Origin of the sequence: Streptomyces sp. NPDC127595 (genome assembly GCF_042671685.1) — a bacterium.
Taxonomy (GTDB): Bacteria; Actinomycetota; Actinomycetes; order Streptomycetales; family Streptomycetaceae; genus Streptomyces.
Window position 1 is genome coordinate 559,612 of the sequence record NZ_JBHXWK010000002.1, and the last position, 23,910, is coordinate 583,521.

16 protein-coding genes are annotated in these 23,910 nt (G+C 70.4%); 10 read left to right on the top strand and 6 right to left on the bottom strand.

The window, feature by feature from the left end; genetic code table 11:
- Nucleotides 1-43 precede the first annotated feature (43 nt).
- Nucleotides 44-2,449: a penicillin acylase family protein gene (locus tag ACFVKT_RS09055; protein WP_385729150.1), complete on the bottom strand. Its 2,406-nt coding sequence runs from the start codon at nucleotides 2,447-2,449 to the stop codon at nucleotides 44-46.
- Nucleotides 2,450-2,589: 140 nt separating this feature from the next.
- Between ACFVKT_RS09055 and ACFVKT_RS09060 the strand changes: the two genes are divergently transcribed.
- Nucleotides 2,590-4,083: an acyl-CoA synthetase gene (locus ACFVKT_RS09060; protein WP_385729151.1), complete on the top strand. Its 1,494-nt coding sequence runs from the start codon at nucleotides 2,590-2,592 to the stop codon at nucleotides 4,081-4,083.
- Between the two features lie 16 nt (nucleotides 4,084-4,099).
- Here the strand turns inward: ACFVKT_RS09060 and paaK are convergent, their stop codons facing one another.
- From paaK to ACFVKT_RS09075, 3 genes are all read right to left on the bottom strand, one after another.
- The gene (gene paaK, locus ACFVKT_RS09065) at nucleotides 4,100-5,422 is read right to left on the bottom strand and encodes a phenylacetate--CoA ligase PaaK (RefSeq protein WP_385729153.1); all 1,323 of its coding nucleotides are present in this window, start codon (nucleotides 5,420-5,422) and stop codon (nucleotides 4,100-4,102) included.
- Between the two features lie 240 nt (nucleotides 5,423-5,662).
- Entirely contained in the window at nucleotides 5,663-6,205 is a 543-nt protein-coding gene (locus ACFVKT_RS09070) for a DUF1707 domain-containing protein (RefSeq protein WP_385729155.1), read from the bottom strand.
- A gap of 60 nt (nucleotides 6,206-6,265) precedes the next feature.
- Nucleotides 6,266-7,885: an acyl-CoA synthetase gene (locus ACFVKT_RS09075; RefSeq protein WP_385729157.1), complete on the bottom strand. Its 1,620-nt coding sequence runs from the start codon at nucleotides 7,883-7,885 to the stop codon at nucleotides 6,266-6,268.
- 281 nt (nucleotides 7,886-8,166) lie between these two features.
- On the opposite strand from ACFVKT_RS09075, the gene ACFVKT_RS09080 reads away from it, so the two are divergent.
- The 8 genes from ACFVKT_RS09080 to ACFVKT_RS09115 all read left to right on the top strand — a co-directional run bounded on the left by ACFVKT_RS09080 (nucleotide 8,167) and on the right by ACFVKT_RS09115 (nucleotide 18,657).
- Nucleotides 8,167-8,967, top strand: a complete 801-nt coding sequence (locus ACFVKT_RS09080; RefSeq protein WP_385729159.1) for a crotonase/enoyl-CoA hydratase family protein — start codon at nucleotides 8,167-8,169, stop codon at nucleotides 8,965-8,967.
- Between the two features lie 45 nt (nucleotides 8,968-9,012).
- Nucleotides 9,013-9,960, top strand: a complete 948-nt coding sequence (locus ACFVKT_RS09085; protein WP_385729161.1) for a Zn-ribbon domain-containing OB-fold protein — start codon at nucleotides 9,013-9,015, stop codon at nucleotides 9,958-9,960.
- Nucleotides 9,957-11,006 (top strand): thiolase domain-containing protein, encoded by a 1,050-nt coding sequence (locus ACFVKT_RS09090; protein WP_385729163.1) that lies wholly within the window; start codon nucleotides 9,957-9,959, stop codon nucleotides 11,004-11,006. Before ACFVKT_RS09085 ends, ACFVKT_RS09090 begins: the two co-directional genes overlap by 4 nt.
- Entirely contained in the window at nucleotides 11,003-12,169 is a 1,167-nt protein-coding gene (locus ACFVKT_RS09095) for a thiolase domain-containing protein (RefSeq protein ID WP_385729165.1), read from the top strand. Before ACFVKT_RS09090 ends, ACFVKT_RS09095 begins: the two co-directional genes overlap by 4 nt.
- A gap of 83 nt (nucleotides 12,170-12,252) precedes the next feature.
- Nucleotides 12,253-12,495 (top strand): DUF397 domain-containing protein, encoded by a 243-nt coding sequence (locus ACFVKT_RS09100; RefSeq protein WP_384376807.1) that lies wholly within the window; start codon nucleotides 12,253-12,255, stop codon nucleotides 12,493-12,495.
- A 227-nt stretch (nucleotides 12,496-12,722) separates the two neighbouring features.
- Nucleotides 12,723-15,638 (top strand): ATP-binding protein, encoded by a 2,916-nt coding sequence (locus ACFVKT_RS09105; protein ID WP_385729167.1) that lies wholly within the window; start codon nucleotides 12,723-12,725, stop codon nucleotides 15,636-15,638.
- A 58-nt stretch (nucleotides 15,639-15,696) separates the two neighbouring features.
- The gene (locus ACFVKT_RS09110) at nucleotides 15,697-16,194 is read left to right on the top strand and encodes a hypothetical protein (protein ID WP_385729169.1); all 498 of its coding nucleotides are present in this window, start codon (nucleotides 15,697-15,699) and stop codon (nucleotides 16,192-16,194) included.
- Between the two features lie 102 nt (nucleotides 16,195-16,296).
- Nucleotides 16,297-18,657: a glycoside hydrolase N-terminal domain-containing protein gene (locus ACFVKT_RS09115; protein WP_385729171.1), complete on the top strand. Its 2,361-nt coding sequence runs from the start codon at nucleotides 16,297-16,299 to the stop codon at nucleotides 18,655-18,657.
- A 64-nt stretch (nucleotides 18,658-18,721) separates the two neighbouring features.
- Here ACFVKT_RS09115 and ACFVKT_RS09120 read toward each other — a convergent pair whose 3' ends face one another.
- Together ACFVKT_RS09120 and ACFVKT_RS09125 are read right to left on the bottom strand one after the other, a co-directional pair.
- Complete coding sequence (locus ACFVKT_RS09120) at nucleotides 18,722-20,701, bottom strand: N-acetylmuramoyl-L-alanine amidase (RefSeq protein WP_385729172.1); 1,980 nt, start codon at nucleotides 20,699-20,701, stop codon at nucleotides 18,722-18,724.
- 281 nt (nucleotides 20,702-20,982) lie between these two features.
- Nucleotides 20,983-22,125: an aminoglycoside phosphotransferase family protein gene (locus tag ACFVKT_RS09125; protein ID WP_385729173.1), complete on the bottom strand. Its 1,143-nt coding sequence runs from the start codon at nucleotides 22,123-22,125 to the stop codon at nucleotides 20,983-20,985.
- A gap of 232 nt (nucleotides 22,126-22,357) precedes the next feature.
- On the opposite strand from ACFVKT_RS09125, the gene ACFVKT_RS09130 reads away from it, so the two are divergent.
- Complete coding sequence (locus ACFVKT_RS09130) at nucleotides 22,358-23,857, top strand: hypothetical protein (protein WP_385729174.1); 1,500 nt, start codon at nucleotides 22,358-22,360, stop codon at nucleotides 23,855-23,857.
- Nucleotides 23,858-23,910 lie beyond the last annotated feature (53 nt).

Here is a 23,910-nt window from a genome sequence, read left to right on the forward strand (position 1 = left end):
GTGTGGTCCTGTGTGCGACGGGACCACACCACCAGCTGCTCCTCTAGCGGTGCTCGTTCACCCGGACCACCCTCAGCGCGGGCGAGGACAGGATGTCCTTCTCGCAGAACCGGGACGTCACCCAGCGCTCGCCGGAGAACAGCCGCGTCTGGTCGCTGTAGTGCGCCGAGTTCGGGTTCGACGACTGGGAGTACGTCAGCAGCGTACGGGCGACCGGGCAGCGGCTGCCGTCCCAGCCGACGGCCTGGATGTAGCTCGACCCGGTGGTGACCTCCGTGTAGGCGCCGTCCGCCGGGTTCCACGCCCCTTCGACCTTGTTCCACACACCGAGCGACTCCGTGCCGCCCGGGACCGGGATGCGCTCGTCGCCCCGCACGACGTACTGGTTCGCGCCGAGCCGGGCGTCGAGCGCGGTGCCCGTCGCCCGCAACTCGGTGACCGTGTCGGCGAGAGCTCTGGCGACGCCGGGAGCGTCGGTGTTGAGCGTGTTCGGAGTGCGGACCGGGTCCGCGGCCGAGAACGGGACCTTCCAGAGCTGCGCCGCAGGGACGGTGGCCGTCAGCTTCCGCCAGAACCGGTCGAAGAGGAGCGCGCCCCGGCTGTCGGTGTTCGTGCTGTGGTCCCACGCCTTGAGCACACCACAGGCCTCGCCCACATCAACGGCCGTACCGTTGCTGCCTGTTGCGATGCCACCGGGCAGTGCGGCACACGCCTTTGCCGCGTCGTCGGCGATGAGATCACCGGCCGGCACCCGGTTCGCGAACTGCTGCGCCTGGAGATCCCGTACGGTCAGCCGTCCCTTCTCGGCCAGCGCCGATACGTCCTCGATCGCCCCGCGCGTGCGCATCGAGCGCTGCGTACCGATGGACCCGAAGACCCGCTCGTAGCCGGTCAGCGGCTGATCGGCATTGGCGAGCCAGGCACTGTCGTTGGAGTTCTCCGCGTACGGAGCGTCCTTGAGCACCGGCATCTTCGCGGGCCCGAAGATCCCGGGCTGTACGGCGTCGGGGTCGCTGCCGAGTGCGCAGTCGCCGCGCGAGCCGTCCAGGACGGCCAGGCCGTTCGACGGATAGGTGGCCCTGCCGAGCGCCGTCGAGCAGCGCTGTGCCAACTCGTCGGTGATGCGCGGGAGTACCTGGGACTGCGTGAACAGCGAGTGGCCACCCGAGTCGGCGGCGACCGTGTTCACCCAGGGCAGTCCCTGGGTGCGCTTGAGGGAGGTGAGGACGTCGGCCGTGCTACGGGACTTGCTGAATGCGAGCCCGGTGTCGGAGGCGCGCAGGTTCGCGGCGTTCGGGTCGTTCACCGCGTACGCGGTCGTGGACGTCCAGGGGAGCGGCAGTTGCGCGCCGAGGGAGGTGATGACCGGGCCGTACCGGGTCCACCACTGGGTGCGGGTCACCGGCGCACCGTCCAGCACGTCGACGGTGACGGTCCGCTTCGTCATCCGCTCCGCCTTGCCGTCCACCAGGTACGACGTCGGGTCGGCCGGATCCAGGGTCAGCTGATGGAGGTTGAGGGTTGTCCCCGTCGCGACCGTGTGGCTCCACGCCACCTGCGCGTTGTGCCCGACGGACACCGTCGCCGAACCGAGCAGCGCACCGCCCATGACGTTCAGCTCGCCGGGGATCGTCTGCTGCATCTGCCAGAAGCGGCGGCCGCCCTGCCAGGGGTAGTGCGGGTTGCCGAGCAGCAGGCCGCGGCCGTTCGCCGTGGTGGCACCGCTGAAGGCGACCGCGTTGGATCCCATGTCGGCGGTGTCGAAGAGGTCTTGGGCGGCGAGGGCGGCGCTCTTGGTGTCGGGCGCGGCGGGGGACGTCGTCGCCGTCGGCGGCTGCGCGGCCGTGATGCCGTTCACCCCGCGGCCCTCACCGCCGAGCACGGCCAGCGCGTAGCTCCGTGCGGCCACGTCCAGGGTGGTCACCGAACGCACCCAGGTGGCGCCGCCGCACGCCGGGTCGGTGATCCGGTTCTGGGCGAGCCAGGCGTTGTAGCCGGCAGCCCAGCCGCGCATCAGTTCCTTGACCTCGCGGCTGGGGCCCTGCGGCGCGGGCTCCGCGAGCAGCTTCTCCACCGTGCCGGCGTCGCGCACCCCATGGAAGTACAGGTCACTGGAGAGGTTGCTGGTCGCCGAGGACAGCGAGCCGTCCGGGGTCCCGTCGGGACCGAGGTGGCGGGACCGCTCGCCGCGCAGGGTCAGGAAGCCGTCGGCGAGCGTGCACACCTGGTCGGCGGCCTGCGCCCAGCCGGTGCCGAAACCGAGGTTCGCGTAGTCCTTGGCAAGGATGTGCGGAATGCCGTACTCGGTGTACCGGATCACGGCCGACAGGCCGCCGCGTGAGGGGTGCTGCTGACTTCCTTGTTGCTGTGCCGCGGCCGACGGAAGTGCGGCCGCGGCCATGAGCAGAGTGACGGCGGTGATCGCGAACCGTCTCAGGCGGGTGCGCATGATGCTCCCAACATCGTTGAGAAAAGGGGCGGTTGAGCGTACCTATGGGTATGCGCCGACTGGGGTGACCGGGGTGTCCGTTCCCGTCATCCTGCGCCCGGCTTGACCTCCTTCATGCAGGGCAACGAGGATCATGTGTCATGACGCCTGAACACGGCAGCACGGTTGACGGAGTGCTGAAGGGCAGCGCCCGGCGTGTCCCGGCCCGCGTCGCGGTCGAGTACCGCGAGCGCTCCTGGACGTACGCGGAACTCGACGACGCCGTGTCCCGGGCGGCCGGCGTGCTGCTGGAGCAGGGGCTCGCCCCCGGCGACCATGTCGGCGCCTACGGACACAACTCGGACGCGTACCTGATCGGCTTCCTCGCCTGCGCCCGCGCGGGACTGGTCCACGTGCCGGTCAACCAGAACCTGACCGGCGACGACCTCGCGTACATCGTCGGCCAGTCCGGCAGTTCCCTGGTCCTGACCGACCCGGACCTCGCCGGTCAACTCCCTGACACAGTACGTACGTTGCCGCTGCGGGACGCGGACGACTCGCTGCTCGCGCGGCTGGACGCGGCGCCCGTGCACGAGGGGGCCGAGCCGCGGACCGAGACGCTCGTGCAGCTGCTCTACACCTCGGGCACGACCGCGCTCCCCAAGGGCGCGATGATGACGCACCGCGCCCTGGTGCACGAGTACCTGAGCGCCATCGCGGCGCTGGACCTGAGCCCGGGGGACCGGCCCGTGCACGCGCTGCCGCTCTACCACTCGGCGCAGATGCACGTGTTCCTGCTGCCGTACCTCGCGGTCGGCGCGACGAACGTCATCATCGACGCGCCTGACGCGGACCAGATCTTCGAGCTGATCGAGGCCGGCCGCGCGGACAGCCTCTTCGCCCCGCCCACCGTGTGGATCGGCCTGTCGAACCGCCCCGACTTCGCGGCCCGCGATCTGAGCGGACTGCGCAAGGCGTACTACGGCGCTTCGATCATGCCGGTGCCCGTACTGGAGCGGCTGCGCGAGAGGCTGCCGAAGCTGGCCTTCTACAACTGCTTCGGGCAGAGCGAGATCGGCCCCCTGGCCACGGTCCTCGCGCCGGACGAGCACAAGGGGCGGATGGACTCCTGCGGACGCACGGTCCTGTTCGTGAACGCGAAGGTGGTCGACGAGAACGGCAAGGAAGTCCCCGACGGGACGCAGGGTGAAGTCGTCTACCGTTCACCGCAGTTGTGCGAGGGGTACTGGGACAAGCCGGAGGAGACGGCCGAGGCCTTCCGCGACGGCTGGTTCCACTCCGGGGACCTCGCCGTGCGGGACGCCCACGGGTACTTCACCGTCGTCGACCGGGTGAAGGACGTCATCAACTCCGGTGGCGTGCTCGTCGCTTCACGCCAGGTCGAGGACGCGCTGTACACGCACGAGGGGGTCGCCGAGGTTGCGGTGATCGGCCTCCCGGACGACCACTGGATCGAGGCCGTCACCGCTGTCGTCGTTCCCCGCGGCGAGGTCACCGAGGCCGAACTCCTCGCGCACGCACGGGAGAAGCTCGCCCACTTCAAGGCGCCCAAGCGGGTGCTGTTCGTGGACGAGCTGCCGCGCAACGCGAGCGGGAAGATCCTCAAGCGGGAGCTGCGGGAGAGGTTCGCCTGAGGACGCCGGACAGTAGCTACTGCCCCCGCAGATCGACGATCCGCTTGATCTTCCCCACCGACCGCTCCAGCGACTCCGGTTCGACGATCTCGACCGCGACCGACACCCCGATCCCGTCCTTCACGGCCGCCACGATGGCATGTGCGGCCGCCTCGCGGGTCTCGGGTGTCGCGCCGGTGCGCGCCTCGGCCCGTACGGTGAGCGCGTCGAGGCGGCCCTCGCGGGTGAGCCGGAGCTGGAAGTGCGGTGCCACTCCCGGTGTACGCAGCACGATCTCCTCGATCTGCGTCGGGAAGAGATTGACCCCGCGCAGGATCACCATGTCGTCGCTGCGGCCCGTGATCTTCTCCATCCGGCGGAACACCCGCGCCGTACCGGGCAGCAGGCGCGTCAGGTCCCGTGTCCGGTAACGGATGACGGGCATCGCCTCCTTGGTGAGCGAGGTGAACACCAGCTCGCCCTCCTCGCCGTCCGGCAGCACCTCACCGGTGAACGGGTCGACGACCTCCGGGAAGAAGTGGTCCTCCCAGATGTGCAGGCCGTCCTTGGTCTCCACGCACTCCTGAGCGACGCCCGGACCGATCACCTCCGACAGCCCGTAGATGTCCACCGCGTCGATCGCGAACCGCTCCTCGATCTCGCGCCGCATCTCCTCCGTCCACGGCTCGGCCCCGAAGATGCCCACCCGCAGCGACGTCCCCCGCGGGTCGACGCCCTGCCGCTCGAACTCGTCGAGAAGCGTCAGCATGTACGAGGGGGTCACCATGATGATCTCGGGCCGCAGGTCCTGGATCAGCTGGACCTGACGTGCCGTCATGCCCCCGGAGGCGGGGATGACCGTACAGCCGAGCCGTTCGGCGCCGTAGTGTGCGCCGAGCCCACCGGTGAACAACCCATAGCCGTACGCCACATGCACCTTGTCACCGGGCCGTCCACCCGCTGCCCGGATCGAGCGGGCCACCATGTCGGCCCACATGGACAGGTCGCCCTCCGTGTAGCCGACAACCGTGGGGCGTCCCGTGGTGCCGCTCGACGCGTGAATGCGCCGGATCTGGTCCAGGGGCACGGCGAACATCCCGTACGGATAGTTCTCGCGCAGGTTCGCCTTCACGGTGAACGGGAAGCGTGCGAGGTCGGCGAGCGCGCGGCAGTCGTCGGGGTGTACGCGGGCCTTGTCGAAGGACTCGCGGTAGAAGGGAACGTTCTCGTACGCGTACCGCAGCGATGCGCGCAGTCGCTCCAGCTGGAGCGCCCGCAGGCCCTCCGGGCCGAGCCGCTCGCCCGCGTCGAACAGGGCCGCCGAGGCCGCGGAGCGCGTGGAGTCCATGGAATCCGCCATCGGGACTGCTCCCTCACCAACCGTATGGAATCGGGCGAACGATCATTCGGTCGTGCCGTTTGGGATCAGTAATTCAGGCCGCCCGGCCTCAGGCAAGTGCTCGGCGCGCACTATTTCGCGAGTCCTTGGGTGCAACGACGCCCGTGGATCGGTGACCCGAGCTCCCGCCCGCGCTGCGGCCCGCAGGTGCGCCGGGGCTGCCTGCCTGCGGCTGTCGGCGCGACGCCTGCATCCGCAACATCATCGCCGCGCGTGGCGGATCTTCAGCCGTCCGAACCCCATGGCCCCGGAGATCCGGATGGTCGGCCCGCCGGAGCGTGGGCGCCGCGGGACCTTGTAGCGCCAGTCCTTCCAGCCGGTCTGCAGCTCCCCGACTTCGACGGTCGCGTCGCGAGGCACCGTGATCTTGGCCCTGCCGGTGCCGAGCTGCAGCTCGATTTCGACCACCGGATGCTCGATGACCGCCCGGGACAGGTCCAGGTGCACTCTTCCGAAGGCGGACTCGACCTTGAGGGTCCGAGGCACCCGCCATGCGCCCCTCCGCTGGATCCGTCCGCCTCCGGCGGCGATCGTCGACGCAGTCTCCGCGGGCTCCTCCGGAAGCGAGGACAGGGCCGAGACGAGCTCGCCGTGCGTGGTGGCGGTGAGTACCTTGTGCAGGCGTTCGTCCATCTCCTCGTGCGAGATGTGCCCTTCGGCGTATCCCTGCTGCACGCGCCGCACGGCCGTGTCGCGGTCGTTCTCACTGATCAGCGTCGGCGGCTTTTCCGGCAGGGAACTCACTCTTCCACCCTAGCCGGTTGATGGTGGGGCGGCGATGGGTGTGCTGTGTACCGCGAGGCTTCAGTGAGCCGCCTTTGCCGCCACCGACCGGGCCCATCGATAGTCCGCCTTCCCGCTCGGCGACCGCTGGATGGTCTCCGTGATGACGAGCTGGCGCGGGATCTTGTAGCCCGCGAGGTGGGAGCGGCAGTGGGTCTGGAGGTCGTCCAGGGAAAGCCGTTCCGCGCCGCCGCGAAGCTGGACCACCGCCGCGACGTGGTTGCCCCACTTCTCGTCGGGCACTCCGGCGACGAGGGCGTCGTAGACGTCGGGATGGGACTTGAGGGCCTGTTCGACCTCCTCCGGATACACCTTCTCGCCACCGGTGTTGATGCACTGGGAGCCGCGGCCGAGGACGGTGACGATGCCCTCCTCGTCGACCGTTGCCATGTCGCCGAGCAGTACCCAGCGCTCGCCGTCCTTCTGGAAGAAGGTCTCGGCGGTCTTCTTCGGGTCGTTGTAGTAGCCGAGGGGCACATGGCCGCGCTGGGCGATGCGGCCCGGTTCGCCCACGGCGATCGGTTCGTAGGTGGCCGGATCGACCACCTGCGTACGGGAGTTCACACGCACCCGGAACCCTCGCTCCGGGCCCGAGTCCGCCGTGGCAGTGCCGTTGAAGCCGGACTCCGACGAGCCGAAGTTGTTGAGCAGCATCACGTTCGGGACGAGCGCCTGGAACTGCTCACGCACCGTCTCCGACATGATCGCTCCGGACGAGGACACGCTGAACAGGGAGGAGCAGTCGGTGCTCTTCAAGGGCCCGTTGAGGGCGTCGATCAACGGCCGCAGCATCGCGTCGCCGACCAGCGACACGCTGGTCACCTGCTCCTTCTCGATCGTCCGCAGCACCTCCTCCGGCACGAACTTGCGGTGGATCACGATCCGTTGGCCGAAATTGAAGCCGATGAAGGCCGTGAGGGTGGAAGTGCCGTGCATCAGCGGGGGAGTGGGGAAGAAGGTGATGCCCTCGCCTCCGGCCGCGACGCGCTCGGCGAGTTCCTCCGGAGTCTTGACCGGCTCGCCCGTCGGCGCGCCGCCGCCCAACCCGGAGAAGAACAGGTCCTCCTGACGCCACATCACCCCTTTGGGCATCCCGGTGGTGCCGCCGGTGTAGATGATGAACTGGTCGTCCGCCGAGCGCTGCGGGAACCCCCGTTCCGGGGATCCGGTGGTCTCGGCGTCGGCGAACTCGACGGCGGGCACCGCGACGGCATCGGGGGCGGGCGTTCCCACCCGGACGAGATGGCGCAGGGCCGGAGCCCGTGGCAGCGCCGCCGCCACCCGGTCCGTGAACTCCGCGTCGAAGACCAGGACCACCAGATCCGCGTCCTGGTAGAGGTACGCCAACTCCTCTTCCACATAGCGGTAGTTGACGTTGACCGGCACGACCCGCGCCTTCAGGCAGCCGAGTACGGTCTGCAGATACTCGATGCCGTTGTAGAGGTGCAGCCCGAGGTGCTCGCCGGGGCGAACGCCGCTGTCGATCAGGTGGTGCGCGACGCGGTTCGCGGCCGCGTCCAACTGGGCGTATGTCAGCCGGCGTTCGGCGCCGGTGCCGGGGTGGTCGATGTACACGAGCGCCTCGCGGTCGGGGACCACGTCGACGACCGACTCGAACAGGTCGGCAAGGTTGTACTCCACCGCTCCTCCTGACCCCGGACGATCGTGGCTGCCCAACGGTGCGACGTCATCGGCCGGGCCGCCATCGGCTCGACGGTCATCAGAGCAAAGCCGGACCCAACTGTGAAGGGTCCGCGCAGAACTAATCTGACTACCTGTCAGAAAACCCTTGTACTGGCTCGACACCTACTGCAACCTGTTCTCGCATCCGAGACGGTCGCAACGGTCCGGGACGGTCGCAACGGCCCGAGGCGGTTCAGCGTGGCCGGGACGGCCAGTACGGTCCGAGACGGGAGGAACCCATGGGCGGGACGGAACACCTCACCGTGCAGCGCGAAGGCGCCACGCTGGTGCTCACGCTGAACAGGCCAGAGGCCAGGAACGCGCTCTCACTGCCGATGCTGGTCGGTCTGTACGACGGCTGGACCGAGGCCGACGAGGACGACGCGATCCGCTCGATCGTGCTCACCGGCGCGGGGGGTGCCTTCTGCGCCGGGATGGATCTCAAGGCACTGGCCGGAAAGGGCATGGAGGGCGAGGAGTACCGGGATCGCCTGAAGGCGGACCCGGATCTGCACTGGAAGGCGATGCTCCGCCACCACCGCCCGCGCAAGCCGGTGATCGCCGCCGTCGAAGGGCACTGTGTCGCGGGCGGCACCGAGATCCTCCAGGGCACCGACATCCGTGTCGCCGGCCGCTCCGCGACCTTCGGCCTCTTCGAGGTACGGCGCGGACTGTTCCCGATCGGCGGCTCCACCGTCCGCCTCCAGCGCCAGATCCCACGCACCCACGCCCTCGAAATGCTGCTCACGGGCCGCGCCTACACCGCGCGGGAGGCCGCCGACATCGGCCTGATCGGGCATGTCGTCCCCGACGGAACCGCCCTCGACAAAGCCCTCGCGCTCGCCGAACAGATCAACGACTGCGGCCCACTCGCCGTCGAGGCCGTCAAGGCCTCCGTGTACGAGACCGCCGAGATGACCGAGACCGACGGACTCGCCGCCGAACTGGCCCGCGGCTGGCCGGTCTTCGACACCGCGGACGCCAAGGAGGGCTCCAGGGCCTTCGCCGAGAAGCGCCCGCCCGTCTACCGGCGCGCCTGATCTCCGAACGAGACACGCGTCCGACCTCCGAAGGAGAAATCCGGGATGCCCGAAGTCCTCAAAGCCCCCCTCGTCGTCGAGTTCCCCTTCACCCGCTCGCTCGGCCCCGTCCAGAGCGCGTTCCTCACCGGCCTGCGCGAACGCGTCGTCCTCGGCGTACGGACCGGCGACGGCCGCACCCTCGTACCGCCCGTCGAATACGACCCCGTCACCGCCGAGGAGATACGCGACCTCGTCGAGGTCGCCCCCACCGGCACCGTCACCACCTGGGCCTGGAACCACGCACCCCGTCGCGGCCAGCCCCTCGCCACGCCCTTCGCCTGGGTCCTGGTCCGGCTCGACGGCGCCGACACCGGCCTCCTGCACGCGCTCGACGCCCCCGGCCCCGACGCCGTACGCACGGGAATGCGCGTCCGCGTCCGCTGGGCCGAGGAGCGCTCCGGCGCCATCACCGACATCGCGTGCTTCGAGCCGTACGACGGCGACCCGTGGCAGGCGGCGGGACCAGGGCACGACGGCCGCTTCGAGGACATGGTGACCGGCATCGTCGCCCCCGCCCGCCTCGACTACGTCTACTCACCGGGCCGCGCCCAGTCGGCCCACATCAGCGCCCTCTCCGAGCAGCGGACCGTCGGCGAGCGCTGCCCGTCCTGCCGCAAGGTGTACGTCCCGCCCAGAGGTGCGTGCCCCACATGTGGGATCGCCACATCGGAGCAGGTGGAAGTAGGGCCGGGCGGCACGGTCACGACGTACTGCATCGTCAACATCAAGGCGAGAAATCTCGACATCGAAGTGCCGTACGTCTACGCGCACATCGCCCTCGACGGCGCCGACCTCGCGCTGCACGGCCGGATCGGCGGCATCCCCTACGACCAGGTGCGGATGGGCCTGCGGGTCGAGCCGGTGTGGACGGAAGGCGGCCGCTACCCCGATCACTACCGGCCCAACGGCGAACCGGACGCGGACTACGAGATGTACAAGGAGCTGCTGTGACGCGTGAGATTGCCGTGGTCGCCTTCGCGCAGAGCGACCACCGGCGCACCAGCGACGAGCAGTCCGAGGTGGAGATGCTCCTCCCGGTCCTGCACGACGTACTCGACCAGACGGGGCTGAAGACCAGCGACATCGGCTTCACCTGCTCCGGCTCCACGGACTACCTCGCGGGCCGCGCCTTCTCCTTCACCATGGCGCTCGACGGGGTGGGCGCCTGGCCTCCGATCTCCGAGTCGCACGTGGAGATGGACGGCGCGTGGGCGCTCTACGAGGCATGGACCAAACTCCTGACCGGGGACGCCGACACCGCGCTCGTCTACGCGTACGGCAAGTCGTCACCCGGCTCGGTACGGGACGTCCTGACGCGGCAGCTCGACCCGTACTACGTGGCGCCGCTGTGGCCGGACTCCGTGGCGCTCGCGGCGCTCCAGGCGCAGGCGCTCATCGACGCGGGCGAGACCGACGAACCCGAGCTCGCCGCGGTCGGCGCCCGCAGCCGAGCGTCGGCATCCGCCAACTCCCATGCCCAGCTCAGGGGTTCGGTGCCGCAGAGGGACTACGTCGTACGTCCGCTGCGCACCGGCGACTGCCCGCCCATCGGCGACGGGGTCGCCGCCGTGATCCTCGCGGCGGGGGAGCGGGCCCGCGAACTGTGCGCACGGCCGGCCTGGATCCGGGGTATCGACCACCGCATCGAGGCACACAGCCTCGGCGTGCGCGACCTGACGGACTCGCCGTCCACGCGCCTGGCCGCCGAGCGGGCCGGCGCCTTCGAACGCCCCGTGGACACCGCCGAGTTGTATGCGCCCTTCAGCTCGCAGGAGGTCGTCCTGCGCAAGGCGCTGCGCCTCGGTGACGACGTCGACGTCAACCCCTCGGGAGGCGCGCTCGCCGCCAACCCGGTGATGGCGACGGGGCTCATCCGCATCGGTGAGGCCGCCGCGCGCATCCACCGTGGCGAGTCCGACCGGGCGCTGGCCCACGCGACTTCGGGCCCGTGCCTCCAGCAGAACCTGGTCGCCGTACTGGAAGGGGATGCCCGATGAGCAAGGAGCCCGTGGCCGTCGTAGGCATCGGCCAGACCAAGCATGTGGCCGCCCGACGGGATGTGTCGATCGCGGGGCTGGTCCGCGAGGCAGCCCAACGCGCCCTGCGGGATGCCGAGTTGACGTGGGCCGACATCGACGCGGTCGTCATCGGCAAGGCGCCCGACTTCTTCGAGGGCGTCATGATGCCGGAGCTGTATCTCGCCGACGCGCTCGGTGCCGTCGGCAAGCCCATGCTCCGGGTGCACACGGCGGGTTCGGTCGGCGGATCGACGGCGCTCGTCGCCACCAACCTGATCGCCGGGCGCGTCCACGGCACCGTCCTGACCCTGGCCTACGAGAAGCAGTCCGAGTCGAACGCCATGTGGGGGCTGTCGCTGCCGATCCCCTTCACCCAGCCTCTGCTGGCCGGGGCGGGCGGCTTCTTCGCGCCGCACATCCGGGCGTACATGCGGCGCACGGGCGCGCCGGAAACCGTCGGCTCGATGGTCGCGTACAAGGACCGCCGCAACGCGCTGAAGAACCCGTACGCGCACCTCCACGAGCACGACATCACGCTGGAGAAGGTCCAGGCCTCGCCCATGCTGTGGGACCCGGTCCGGTACTCGGAGACCTGCCCGTCCTCGGACGGCGCGTGCGCGATGATCCTCACCGACCGGGCGGGGGCGGCCCGTTCGCCCCGGCCGCCCGCGTGGCTGCACGGCGGTGCGATGCGCAGCGAGCCGACCATGTTCGCGGGCAAGGACTTCGTGTCGCCGCAGGCGGGCAAGGACTGCGCGGCCGACGTGTACCGGCAGGCCGGCATCGCCGACCCACGCCGTGACATCGACGCCGTCGAGATGTACGTACCGTTCTCCTGGTACGAACCGATGTGGCTGGAGAACCTCGGCTTCGCCGCCGAGGGCGAGGGCTGGAAGCTCACCGAGTCCGGGGTGACGGAGCTTGACGGGGACCTGCCCGTCAACATGTCGGGCGGGGTGCTCTCCACCAATCCGATCGGCGCCTCCGGCATGATCCGCTTCGCCGAGGCGGCACTCCAGGTACGCGGGCAGGCGGGAGATCACCAGGTCGACGGGGCGCGCCGGGCGCTGGGGCACGCCTACGGCGGCGGATCCCAGTTCTTCTCGATGTGGCTGGTCGGGGCCGCGCCGCCCGCCTCCTGAAACCGTCCCTCTCACGTGGCCTGTCCGCCGCCCGAACCGATCGCTAGGCTGGCCGCGGACGACGAACCGGGAGGAGCAGGGACGTGGCCGAAAGCACCATTGAGCAGCACCCGCTCGCGGGCTGGGACAAGCCGGAGCTGGACCTCAGCAGGGCCGAGTGGCATTCCAGCAGCCGAGGGCGGGGAGACGTCCAGATCGCCTTTGTCGAAGGCTTCATCGCGATGCGCAACAGCGGCCGACCCGAAAGTCCTTCCTTGATTTTCACGCCGGCGGAGTGGGGCGCGTTCGTGTCGGGCGCCCGGGAGGGTGAGTTCGACCTGACCTGAGTTCCGTACCGCGACGGCGGTGATCCTCCCCTCTTCCTCAGGACAGGAGGGGAGGATGGCCGCTGCACGCGGAGAGTTCGGCCTCGGCGGGCACGTGGTGTGAGGGCGCCCGACTGTGGTCGAACGGGGGCCGTCCGGAGCGCTCCCGGCGTACGCTGAGGTGCCTGTAGGCCACGGTGTGCACCTGCTCCCCGCGCCGGCTGCACCACCGTGGCAGGGGGTGCACCATGGGTCAGAGCAACGCACGGAGCAGAAGGACGCTCTTCGAACGTGAGAGTGAACTCGCCGCGGCCGAGGAGGCGTTGAGCGAACTCACCGGGCTGCGCGGCGACGGCGTCGAACCGCCCCAGCGCCCTCGTGGCACTCTCCTCGCCTTCGCGGCGCGCGCCGGACTCGGTAAGACGACGCTCCTCGCCGAGGTCCGTCGCCGCGCCGCGGCCAGAGGCTGCACCGTACTGTCCGCACGCGGCGGCGACCAGGAGCAGCGCGTCGCCTTCCACGTAGCCCGCCAGCTTCTGCAACCGCAGCTCGCCGGGGCCGCGGAGTCCGAGATCCGTGCCTCGCTGGGGAGTTGGTACGCGATCGTCGGCCCGGCACTGGGACTGTGCGCGCCGGCCGAGGGTGCCCCGCCCGACCAGCAGGGCCTGCGTGACGGGCTCGACTGGGTGCTGACCCATCTCGCCGTGCAGCGCGCCCCGATGGTGCTCGTCCTGGACGACGCGCACTGGGCCGACCCGGAATCACTGAGCTGGCTCGCCGCGTTCGCTCCGCGTGCGGAGGAACTGCCGCTGCTGCTGGTCGTCGCCTACCGGCCCGAGGAACTCCCCGAGCACGCCGAGGCGTTCAGGGGACTGCCCGGACGCGCGGGCCAGCGCCCCCTCGGCCTCGAACCGCTCAGCGCCGCGGCCGTCGCCCATCTCGTACGGGAGAATCTCGGCGCCCAGGCCGACGACGCGTTCTGCCGCGAATGCTGGGCGGTCACCGCGGGCAATCCGTTCGAGGCCGTCGAACTGACCGCGAAAGTACGCGACCGCGGTCTTGCCCCGACCGAGGCCGGGGCGCATCTGCTGCGCGACCTGGCCGCCGCGGTCAAGGGCAGCGGTCTGATCGCCCGCCTGGAGCGGCTAGGCACCTCGACCGTGCGGTTCGCCTGGGCCTGCGCGGTCCTCGGCACCGAGATCCATCCGACGCTCGCCGCCGCCGTCGCAGGCCTAGGCTCCGAGGAAGCCGCCGACGCGGCCGACGCCCTGCGCGGCGCCCGCATCCTCACCGGCGCCGACACCCTGGAGTTCGTGCACCCGCTCATCGCCACCGCCGTCTACCGCGCGATCCCCGGTGGCGTCCGCGTCGCCCTGCACGGACAGGCGGCCTGGTGTGTCGTCGACGAGGGGCTCGGCCCGTCGGCCGCCGCGCGCCACCTCATGGAGACCCACCCCGACGGCGACAACTGGGTCGTTCAGCAACTGCGCGCCGCCGCCCGCGAGAACCTCCGCGCGGGCGCCCCCGACGCCGCCCGCCGCTACCTCGCCCGCGCCCTGCGAGAACCGCCGCCCTTCGAGGACCGCGCCGCCGTGCTGTACGAACTGGGCTGCGCCTCCCTGCTCACCGAACCGGCGACCACCGTCAACCACCTGCGCGCCGCACTCGAAGAACCCATCCACGACCCGGAGTTGCGGCACAACATCGTCTACCGCCTCTCCCAGGTCCTGGCCCACAGCGACCGCCTCGCCGAGGCGTCCGAGACGCTCGCCCGCGAGATCCCCGTGACCGGCGACGCCCGGGTGCGGCTGCGCTTGCAGTCCGAGCAGTTCATGTGGGACGCCTTCCGCGCCGACGAACCCGACTCACCCGCCCGCTCCCGCCGCCTGGCCCGCCTCGCCGACCGGCTGACCGGCCGCGATCTCACCGAGCGCTACGTCATCGGCCTGCGCGCCTGGGACGCCACTCTGCGCGGCGAACCCGCCCCCGTCGCCGTCCACCACGCCGAACGCGCCCTCGCCGGAGGACTCGGCTGGGCCGAGGCCGACCGCGGCTTCGAGGTGCCCGTCCTGGTCGCCCTCACCTTCATGTTCGCCGACCGGCCCGGCCGCACCGAGGAACTGTTCGCCACCGGGATCGCCGACTTCGAGTCCCAGGGCTGGCACGGCGCCCACCTCTCCTTCGGCTACACCCTCCTCGCGTACGTCCGCTACCGCCGCGGCCGCCTCACCGAGGCCGAGGACTTCGCCAGGGCCGGCCTCAGGCTCGCCGAGCGCGTCGGGCCCGGCACCCCCGTGCACTGGTACTCCGTCGGCGTCCTCATCGAGACCCTGCTCGCCCGCGGCCGGATCGCGGAGGCCACCCGGATCGGCGAGGACCACGCCTTCGGCGCACCCTTCCCGGCCGCCGTGACCTTCCCCGACGTCCAGACCGTGCACGGCGAACTGCTGCTCGCCCGCGGCCTCACCAAGGACGCGGCCGCCGAGCTGGCGGCTGCCGGGCGCCGCCTCGACCCGCGCGGTATGCGCAACCCCGCCTGGTGTCCCTGGCAGCTGCACCTCGCCCGCGCCGAGAGCCACGACGCCCCGGAACGCGCCGTCGCCACGGCACTGGAAGCGGTGAACCGGGCCCGTCAGTTCGGCGCCCCCTCGGCGGTCGGACAGGCACTCCGCGCCGCCGCCGAGGTCTCCTCCGGCTCGACCCGCGTCAAACTCCTCGAAGAGTCCGTGAGCCACCTGGAGCGCTCCCCGGCCGCGTACGAACTCGCCTGCGCCCTGATCGCGCTCGGCACCGAACTGCGCCGCGCCGGACGTCCCGTCGAAGCCGCCGAACACCTCTACCGAGGGCTCGACGCGGCCGTGCAGTGCGGCGCCGACGGACGCGTCGAGGAGGCCCGTGACGAGCTGGCCGCCGCCGGCCTCGGGCCGCGCCGCCTGCACAGCACCGAGACGGACACGCTCACCGCCCGTGAGCGCACCGCCGCCGCGCTGACGGTCCGGGGCCGCACCTCGGCCGAGATCGCCGCGGAGCTGCACACCGACGAGCAGACCGTCGTACGGCTCCTGTCGGCGGTCTACCGCAAGGTGGGCACGGAGCGTACGGGACTCGGCGCCGCGCTGGGGGAGCGGACGGCCCGACAGGCGGGGGAACAGCCGTCCGCGTAACCGTTCGCAAGGGCCGCCCCCGGGCCCCGGTTCACGCCCGTGCACGTACCATTGCGGCATGTCCTTCCTCCGCCGCCGCAGCGCCACTCCCGCCGGGCCCGACTTCGATGTTCTGGCCATGGACCCGGGCGACTGGCCGGGCAATCTCGGCGCGGGCCTGCTGCCCGCTCCCGACGGCAGCTGCCAGGGCGTCTTCCTGCGCTACGACCTGTTCGGCGGCCGTGGCCCCGCGATGATCATCGGCAATCTGCCGGAGGGTTCGCCGGCCCGTGACGTGCCCGAGGGAGAGGTCCCCTTCGAGGTGGCCCAGCTCCTGCTCGCGCTGGAGAACGACGAGGAGGTCACCGTCGTCGGCACCGAGGACATGCCGGTGATGCAGGGTGACAACCTTCTGATCGTGCGCCGCCTCAAGCTCTCCGAGACGCGCATCTCCTGCGTGCAGTTCGACCGCAGCGACAAGGTGCTGGTCACCATCGCCGCCTGGGACCGCCCCATCACCGACGATCTGTACGCACTGCTCAAGCCGCTGCCGGCGGAGCTGTTCCAGCAGGGCTGAATCCTCGCAAAGCGGCCTCTTCCGGGCTGCTGGCGTTCGTGGATCTGTACGGCTTGTCATGACCCTTGTCGGTCAGACATCGGACCCTTACCGTCCGATGGCATGTCGCATGAGATATCCCGAAGAACCACGCTGAAATCCGCACTCGGCGGCGCCGGGGGTCTGGCACTGGGCGGGGGAGTCCTCGCTCAGTCCGCAGACGCCGCTGATTCCTCCGATGTCTCCCAGGTCCCTGTCGGCTTAGCCCTCTGGTACGCGGCCCCCGCCGCGGACTGGGAGCGCGAGGCCCTGCCCCTCGGCAGCGGCGCGCTCGGTGCCATGGTGTTCGGCACCCTCGCCACCGAGCGGCTCCAGTTCAACGAGAAGACCCTGTGGACCGGCGGCCCCGGCTCGCGGCAGGGCTACGACTTCGGCAACTGGCGCACACCCCGCCCCGGCGCGATCACCGCCGTACAGGAGCAGATCGACACCGAGGCCAAGCTCGACCCCGTCGCCGTCGCCGCCGAGCTCGGCCAGCCGAAGGCCGGATTCGGCGCCTACCAGACCTTCGGCGACCTCCACCTCGAGCTGCCCGGCGCTCCGGCTCAGACTCCCGACTCCTACCGTCGCACCCTCGATCTGCGCGAGGCGGTCGCCACCGTCACCTACACGGACGACCAACAGGCACGTCACCACCGGGAGTTCTTCGTCTCCCATGCCGACAACGTCATCGCGGGTCGCCTCACCGGCGGCGTCGGCGTCACCCTGCGCTACACCTCGCCGCGGGCCGACTTCACCGCGACCGCGAGCGGGGACCGGATCACCGTACGCGGTGAACTCGCCGACAACGGGATGAAGTTCGAGGCGCAGCTCCGGGTACGTCAGGAGGGCGGCAGCCTCGTCGCCAACCCCGACGGCACGCTGACCGTCACCGGGGCGAACAGCGTCTGGTTCGTGCTGGCCGCGGGCACCGACTACGCCGACACCTACCCCGACTACCGCGGAGCCGACCCGCAAGCGAGCGTGACCAAGACCGTCAACAGCGCTTTCGGTAAAGGCTATTCGACACTCCGAGCCCGCCATGTGCGCGACCACCGCGCCCTGTTCGACCGGGTCACGCTCGACATCCGAGCAGAGGTCCCCGACGTTCCCACGGACCAACTGCTCGCGGGCTACACGGGCGGGACGACTCCCACGGACCGCGCCCTGGAAGGTCTCTTCTTCCAGTACGGCCGCTACCTCCTCATCGCCTCCTCGCGCCCCGGCTCACTTCCCGCCAACCTCCAGGGCGTGTGGAACCAGAGCACCGCGCCACCCTGGTCGGCGGACTACCACGTCAACATCAACCTGCAGATGAACTACTGGCTGGCCGAGGCCGCCAACCTCGCGGAGACGACTGTGCCGTACGACCGTTTCGTCGAGGCACTGCGCGCCCCCGGGCGGCGTACCGCCGAGGAGATGTTCGGCTCGCGCGGCTGGGTCGTGCACAACGAGACGAATCCCTACGGCTTCACGGGCGTGCACAACTGGGCGACCTCCTTCTGGTTCCCGGAAGCGGCGGCCTGGCTGACCGGGCAGCTCTACGAGCACTACCGGTTCGGCGGATCCACGGACTACCTGCGCTCCACCGCCTACCCCGCGATGAAGGAAGCCGCCGAGTTCTGGCTCGACAACCTGCGCACCGACCCACGCGACGGAACCCTCGTCGTCACGCCGAGCTACTCGCCCGAGCACGGGGACTTCACGGCGGGCGCGGCGATGTCGCAGCAGATCGTGCACGACCTGTTCACCAACACGCTGGAGGCGGCGCGAATTCTGGGCGACAGCCCGGAGTTCCGCGAGCAACTGGCTGAAACGCTCGGCCAGTTGGATCCGGGTCTGCGGATCGGCTCATGGGGGCAGCTCCAGGAGTGGAAGACGGATCTGGACGACCCGGCCGACGACCACCGGCATGTCTCGCACCTCTACGCGCTGCACCCGGGGAGGCAGATCGAGCCGGGCAGTGCTTGGGCGGACGCGGCGAAGGTCTCGCTCACCGCGCGAGGCGACGGCGGGACCGGTTGGTCCAAGGCCTGGAAGATCAACTTCTGGGCGCGGCTGCGCGACGGCGACCACGCCCACAAAATGCTCGGCGAGCAGCTCAAGTCCTCGACGCTGCCGAACCTTTGGGACACGCATCCGCCGTTCCAGATCGACGGCAACTTCGGCGCGACCTCCGGGGTCGTCGAGATGCTGCTGCAGAGCCAGCACGATGTGATCGAGGTGCTCCCCGCGCTGCCCGCCGCCTGGCCGGACGGCTCGGTGCGCGGTCTGCGCGCCCGTGGCGGTGCCACGCTCGACATCGAGTGGGCGGAGGGAAAGGCCACGCGCATCACGCTGACCGCGTCCCGGACCCGCGAACTCACCGTCCGCAGCGAACTGCTTGAGGGGGGCGAGGTGGTGTTCAAGGCGGTCGCCGGTCGGCGCTACGTCTGGAAGGCGTAGTGCAGCTCCGCTGATCGTGCGGCGGGGGCCGGGTCCGGGTGTCCAGCGGACCCGGCCCCCGTCATCACGAGGCCGAGGAAGCCAGCCGTACATCCGCGGCGCGCACGAACGCCACCCGATGCCCGAACTGGATCTCGTAGTACATGTCCTTGCCGATCACGACCTTGTGCGATGTCGTGTCGAACGTCGGCGCGTAGTAGTACTCGCCCGGCACCTTGTCACCGACCGCGTACTCCTGGCCCGCGAGCAGCTTGTACGGCAGGGGTGAGACCGACTGGACGGGTACGCCCGCCGGGTACGCCGCCTTCTCCGGGTAGGCGCGGCCGTAGACGGGGATCTCCGAGAGGCCTGTCCTGGGCGTGATCACGAGCCCTGACGCGCTCACCGCCGTGGGCTGCTTCGGCGGGTTCTTGAACCAGGCCTTCTGACCGAGATACCAGATCGCCGTCCAGTCGCCGTCGCGGTCGGCCACCGCGTACCGCTGCCCGGTGGAGACCCGTGAGCCGATGTCGTTCACGTCGATCGTCGAGGCACCGCCGCCCGGCCGCAGACCGATGTCCTTGATCAGGGGCGACTTCTCGTCCGCCGCGCTGTAGAGCCGCACCTCGCTGGAACCGTGCACGGCGCAGGGCTCGCCCGAGGTGACGCAGCCGGTGTAGGCGGGCCGGTTCGAGGTGAAGTCCGGCAGCACGGTCACCAGCCCGCCGCCGGCCTTCGCCGTGGCGCGGAACGGGTGGCCGAGCAGGGTGAAGTAGTGCTGCCAGTCCCAGTACGGACCCGGGTCGGTGTGCATGCCGGGGATGGTCGACGTCGTCGTGCCCGGAACGTTGTCGTGGCCGATGATGTGCTGCCGGTCCAGCGGAATGGCGTACTTCTTGGCGAGGTAGGCCACCAGCCGCGCCGAGGCCCGGTACATCTCCTCCGTGTACCAGGCGTCCGGCGAGGCGAGGAAACCCTCGTGCTCCAGGCCGATCGACTTGGCGTTGACGTACCAGTTGCCCGCGTGCCAGGCCACGTCCTTGGCCTTCACATGCTGGGCGATGTGACCATCGGTCGAGCGAAGGGTGTAGTTCCACGACACATAGGTCGGGTCCTGGACCATCTGCAGGACACCGTTCCAGGTGCCCTCCGTGTCATGGATGACGATGTACTTGATGCTCTGCGAGGCGGGCCGGCTGCCGAGGTCGTGGTTTCCGTAGTCGCCGTCGCCGAACTCCTCGTACGGTGCCGGGATCCACTCGCAGGACACGGTCGTCGGGCACTCCGTGCCGGCTGCGGAGACCGTACGCAGTCCGGCTCGCCCGAGCTGTGCGGTGTCCGGGCTCAGCTCCGGCTGAGCGGTCAGCCGGACCTGCTGACCGGCGTCCGTGGTGCGCTGTTCGCCGCCGCGGATCACGTCGTAGACGTCATCGGCGTACGTCGCCGCCGTCGAGGTGTCGTCCGCGCCCGAGAAGCGTGCCACCGCTCCGTACCAGTCGGCGGCGTCCCCGCTCAGCGGCTCGCCGAGGTCGCGCTGTGCGGCGGCGAGGAGTGCGGCGCCGCCGGCCACGTTCGCCGCGGTGTCCGTACGCAGTTGCTCCGCGGGGAGGCCGGTGAGCTCGGCCGCCTTCGGCAAGGTCTTGAGGCGGGCGGGGAGTTCGGAGTTCGTCGGCACCGCTGTGTCGGGGTGCAGCGCGGGGCGTGAGCTGTCGCCGCGGGCGTCCTCCGTGCCTTCGCTGTGGTGCGGCGCCTCGGCGATCGCCGTACGCGCGTCGGTGAGGTGCATGGGGCCGTAGCCGCCGCTGACGCTCGGCGCTCCGCCGTGCGCGTCCCAGCGGGACTGCAGATAGGAGACGGCGAGCAGCACGCTCTGCGGCACGTGGTACTCGGCGGCCGCATCGGCGAAGGCGCTCTGGAGCTGTGCCGAGGCGGCCTGCGTCGTGTTGCCGGAGGGGGCCGCGCCGAGCAGCGGCAGCAGCAGCGCTGCCGAGGCGACGGCGCCCGCGGTCCTGCGCGCGCGTCTGTGCCCGGCGATGGTCCTGGGGTCGGTGGCGGGTCCTCGCAAAGCAGCCTCCTGGGACGGTCGAGCGCGGTGGGGCGTGCAGGGCCGAACGTGCGTCAGTGCTATCGGCTCTTCGACGATCCGTCAATCATGCCCAGGTGCAGGCGATTTCCCATGTCAGGGAGGGGTGAAGCAGATTTCGTGGCGGCGACAGGGCCGCCTGCGGAGTGTCAGTTGGCTGGACCAATAACCCGGTTGGGGGATGCGTAACCCGAAGATCCCCGGCATGACGAAGGTCCGCGGTGCGCCCCTGTCCAAGGCGCTACCGCGGACCACCATCCCCGTCAGCGAGTGCCGACCGCCGCTCGAACGGCCCGCCGGGCCATCTGACAGTCGTCGTGCAGCCGCCTCAGCAGCAGCCGCTGTTCCTCGCCGGACGGCGCAGCACCCGGATGGGCCGGTCCCGGTGCCGCCGGGGTCGCGTCGTGCATCGAACGCTGCACGGCCGTCTCGTAGGTACGGATCTCCCGGGTCAGTACGAGCATCAGGTTCACCAGGAACGCGTCGCGCGCCGCCGGTCCAGCGGACTGCGCGAGCTGGCTGATCTGCCGCCGCGCCACCGGAGCGTCACCGAGGACCGCCCACAGGGTCGCGAGGTCGTACCCCGGCAGATACCAGCCCGCGTGCTCCCAGTCCACCAGCACTGGACCGGCCGGTGAGAGCAGGATGTTCGACAGGAGGGCGTCGCCGTGGCAGAACTGGCCCATGCCCTGGCGGCCCGCCGAGTGCGCGATGCCGTGCACCAGTTTCTGCAGATCGCCCATGTCCCGGTCCGTGAGCAGACCCAGCTCATGGAAACGGGAGATCCGCTCCGCGTAGTCGATCGGGGCGTTGAACGTCCCCGCCGGCGGCCGCCACGCGTTCAGCCGGCAGATGGCACCCAGTGCCGCCCGGATGTCCGCGCGGGGAGGCGCTTCCGCCGGATGCCGCTGCAGCGCGGCCACCCGGCCCGGCATTCGCTCGATCACCAGAGTGCAGTTGTCCGGGTCCGCCGCGATCAGCCGGGGCACCCGGACCGGTGGCCGGTGCCGCACGAACGAGCGGTAGGCAGCTATTTCATGCCTGCTCCGCTCCGCCCAGACCGGGGAGTGGTCGAGTAGACACTTGGCGACGGCCGTGCTGCGCCCGGTCGTGCCGACCAGGAGTACGGAGCGTCCGCTGCGGCGCAGTACCTGGACCGGAGCGAACTCCGGGCAGATCCGGTGCACCGACGCGATCGCCGTGCGCAGCTGCGCGCCCTGAGGGCCGGACAAGTCGAGTCTCCCGCTGAGCGGTTGGGTGCTGAGCCCCGGAACACGCCGCGTCCGGCCGGCACCGAGCACGGGGCCCGCCGCGGGACGTGCGGGGTCGAGGTAGGGGCCGCTGCCCGCCGGGCGGGGGTGCAACGACCGGGGCGGGGCGGACACGGAGGACGATGCTGTGTACATGGGCGAAACAGATCCCTTCGTGTGCCTGCAAGATGCCGCGCTACCCGCCCCGGCTGCCCTGGTGCACCCTGGGGAATGTCCTGGGACAACCGGGTCGGGGTGGCGCTTTCCTACCTGACACCGGATGCCCAGTGGCACACCATCTGGCGCACCCTGGCGAACCCTGGCGAATAGTCGCTCAGCAACTGACAGACGGTTACTGTCAATTCAGCCGAGAACCTGGGGGCTTGACGTGAACGGACAACCCAACACTCGTCTGTCGGACCTGTTCGGCCTGGCCGGCTGGTCCAAGGGCGAACTCGCGAGAATGGTCAACCGGCAGGCGGCGGCCATGGGCCACCCCCAACTGGCGACCGACACCTCACGGGTGCGGCGGTGGATCGACATGGGAGAGATCCCGCGCGATCCGGTGCCGCGGGTGCTGGCAGCTCTGTTCACCGAGCGTCTCGGCCGTGTCGTGACCATCGAGGACCTCGGTCTGGTCCGGCACGGGCGCGTGGGGAAACGGCAGGGCGGCGGGAATGCTGAACATCCCGACGGAGTGCCGTGGGCGCCCGAGCGGACTGCTGCGGTCCTCACCGAATTCACGGGAATGGACCTCATGCTCAACCGACGCGGCTTGGTGGGCGCGGGTGCCGCGCTTGCCGCGGGCTCCGCACTCAGTACTGCCATGCACGAGTGGCTCCACACCGATCCGGCCCTCGCGGCCGACGCCCCTGATCTCGACAATCCCCTGCACGCCGACCCCGCTGGGTTCGACCGCTACGAGGCCGCCCCCATCGGGTCGCAGGAGATCGAAGAACTGGAGCGCTCGGTCGAGGTTTTCCGCGCCTGGGACGCGGCCCGCGGCGGCGGGTTGCAACGCAAGGCCGTGGTGGGCCAGCTCAACGAAGTGGGAGGAATGCTCTCCTACCGACACCCTGACCATCTGCAGCGGCGCCTGTGGGGCGTCGCCGCCAACCTCGCCGTACTCGCGGGCTGGATGTCGCACGACATCGGCCTGGAGCCCACGGCCCAGAAGTACTTCGTCATCGCCGCCCACGCGGCCCGTGAGGGCGGCGACCGGCCGCGCGCCGGGGAGGCGCTCTCGCGAGCGGCTCGCCAGATGGTGCACCTGGGCCGGCCAGACGACGCACTCGACCTGATGAAACTCGCCAAGTCCGGTTCCGGCGACGAGGTGCTGCCCCGCACGCGGGCGATGCTCTACACCATCGAGGCCTGGGCACAGGCGTCCATGGGCAAGGGCCAGGCGATGCGGCGCACCCTCGGCGAGGCGGAGGACCTGTTCGTCTCCGACCGCGGCGACGTACCTCCGCCGAGCTGGATGCAGATGTTCGACGAGGCCGACATGCACGGTATGCAGGCCCTGGCCTACCGGACCCTCGCCGAACACGAGCCGGCCGCGGCCGTCACCGCGCAGCGTCATGCGAAGGAGGCGCTCAAGCTGCGCGAGTCGGGCAGGGAGAGGTCACAGATCTTCGACCACATCTCCCTGGCGTCCGCCTGCTTCATCGCCGACGACCCCGAACAGGCCGACCGGTACGCGCGACTGGCCCTGACGTCGATGGGGGCCAACTCCTCCCACCGAACCTGGGACCGGCTGCGCGAGATGTACCGGCTCACCGGGCAGTACTCCAGCTATCCGAAGATCCACGAGCTGCGTGAGGAAATCGAACTCGCCCTCCCCAAAGGCACGTTCAAGCCGAAGGGTGGCGACAGCGCGCGGGCGTAGGTCCGAGGGTCCAGCGGGCAGGACGTGAGCCCGACCGCCACGGCGTTGTGCTG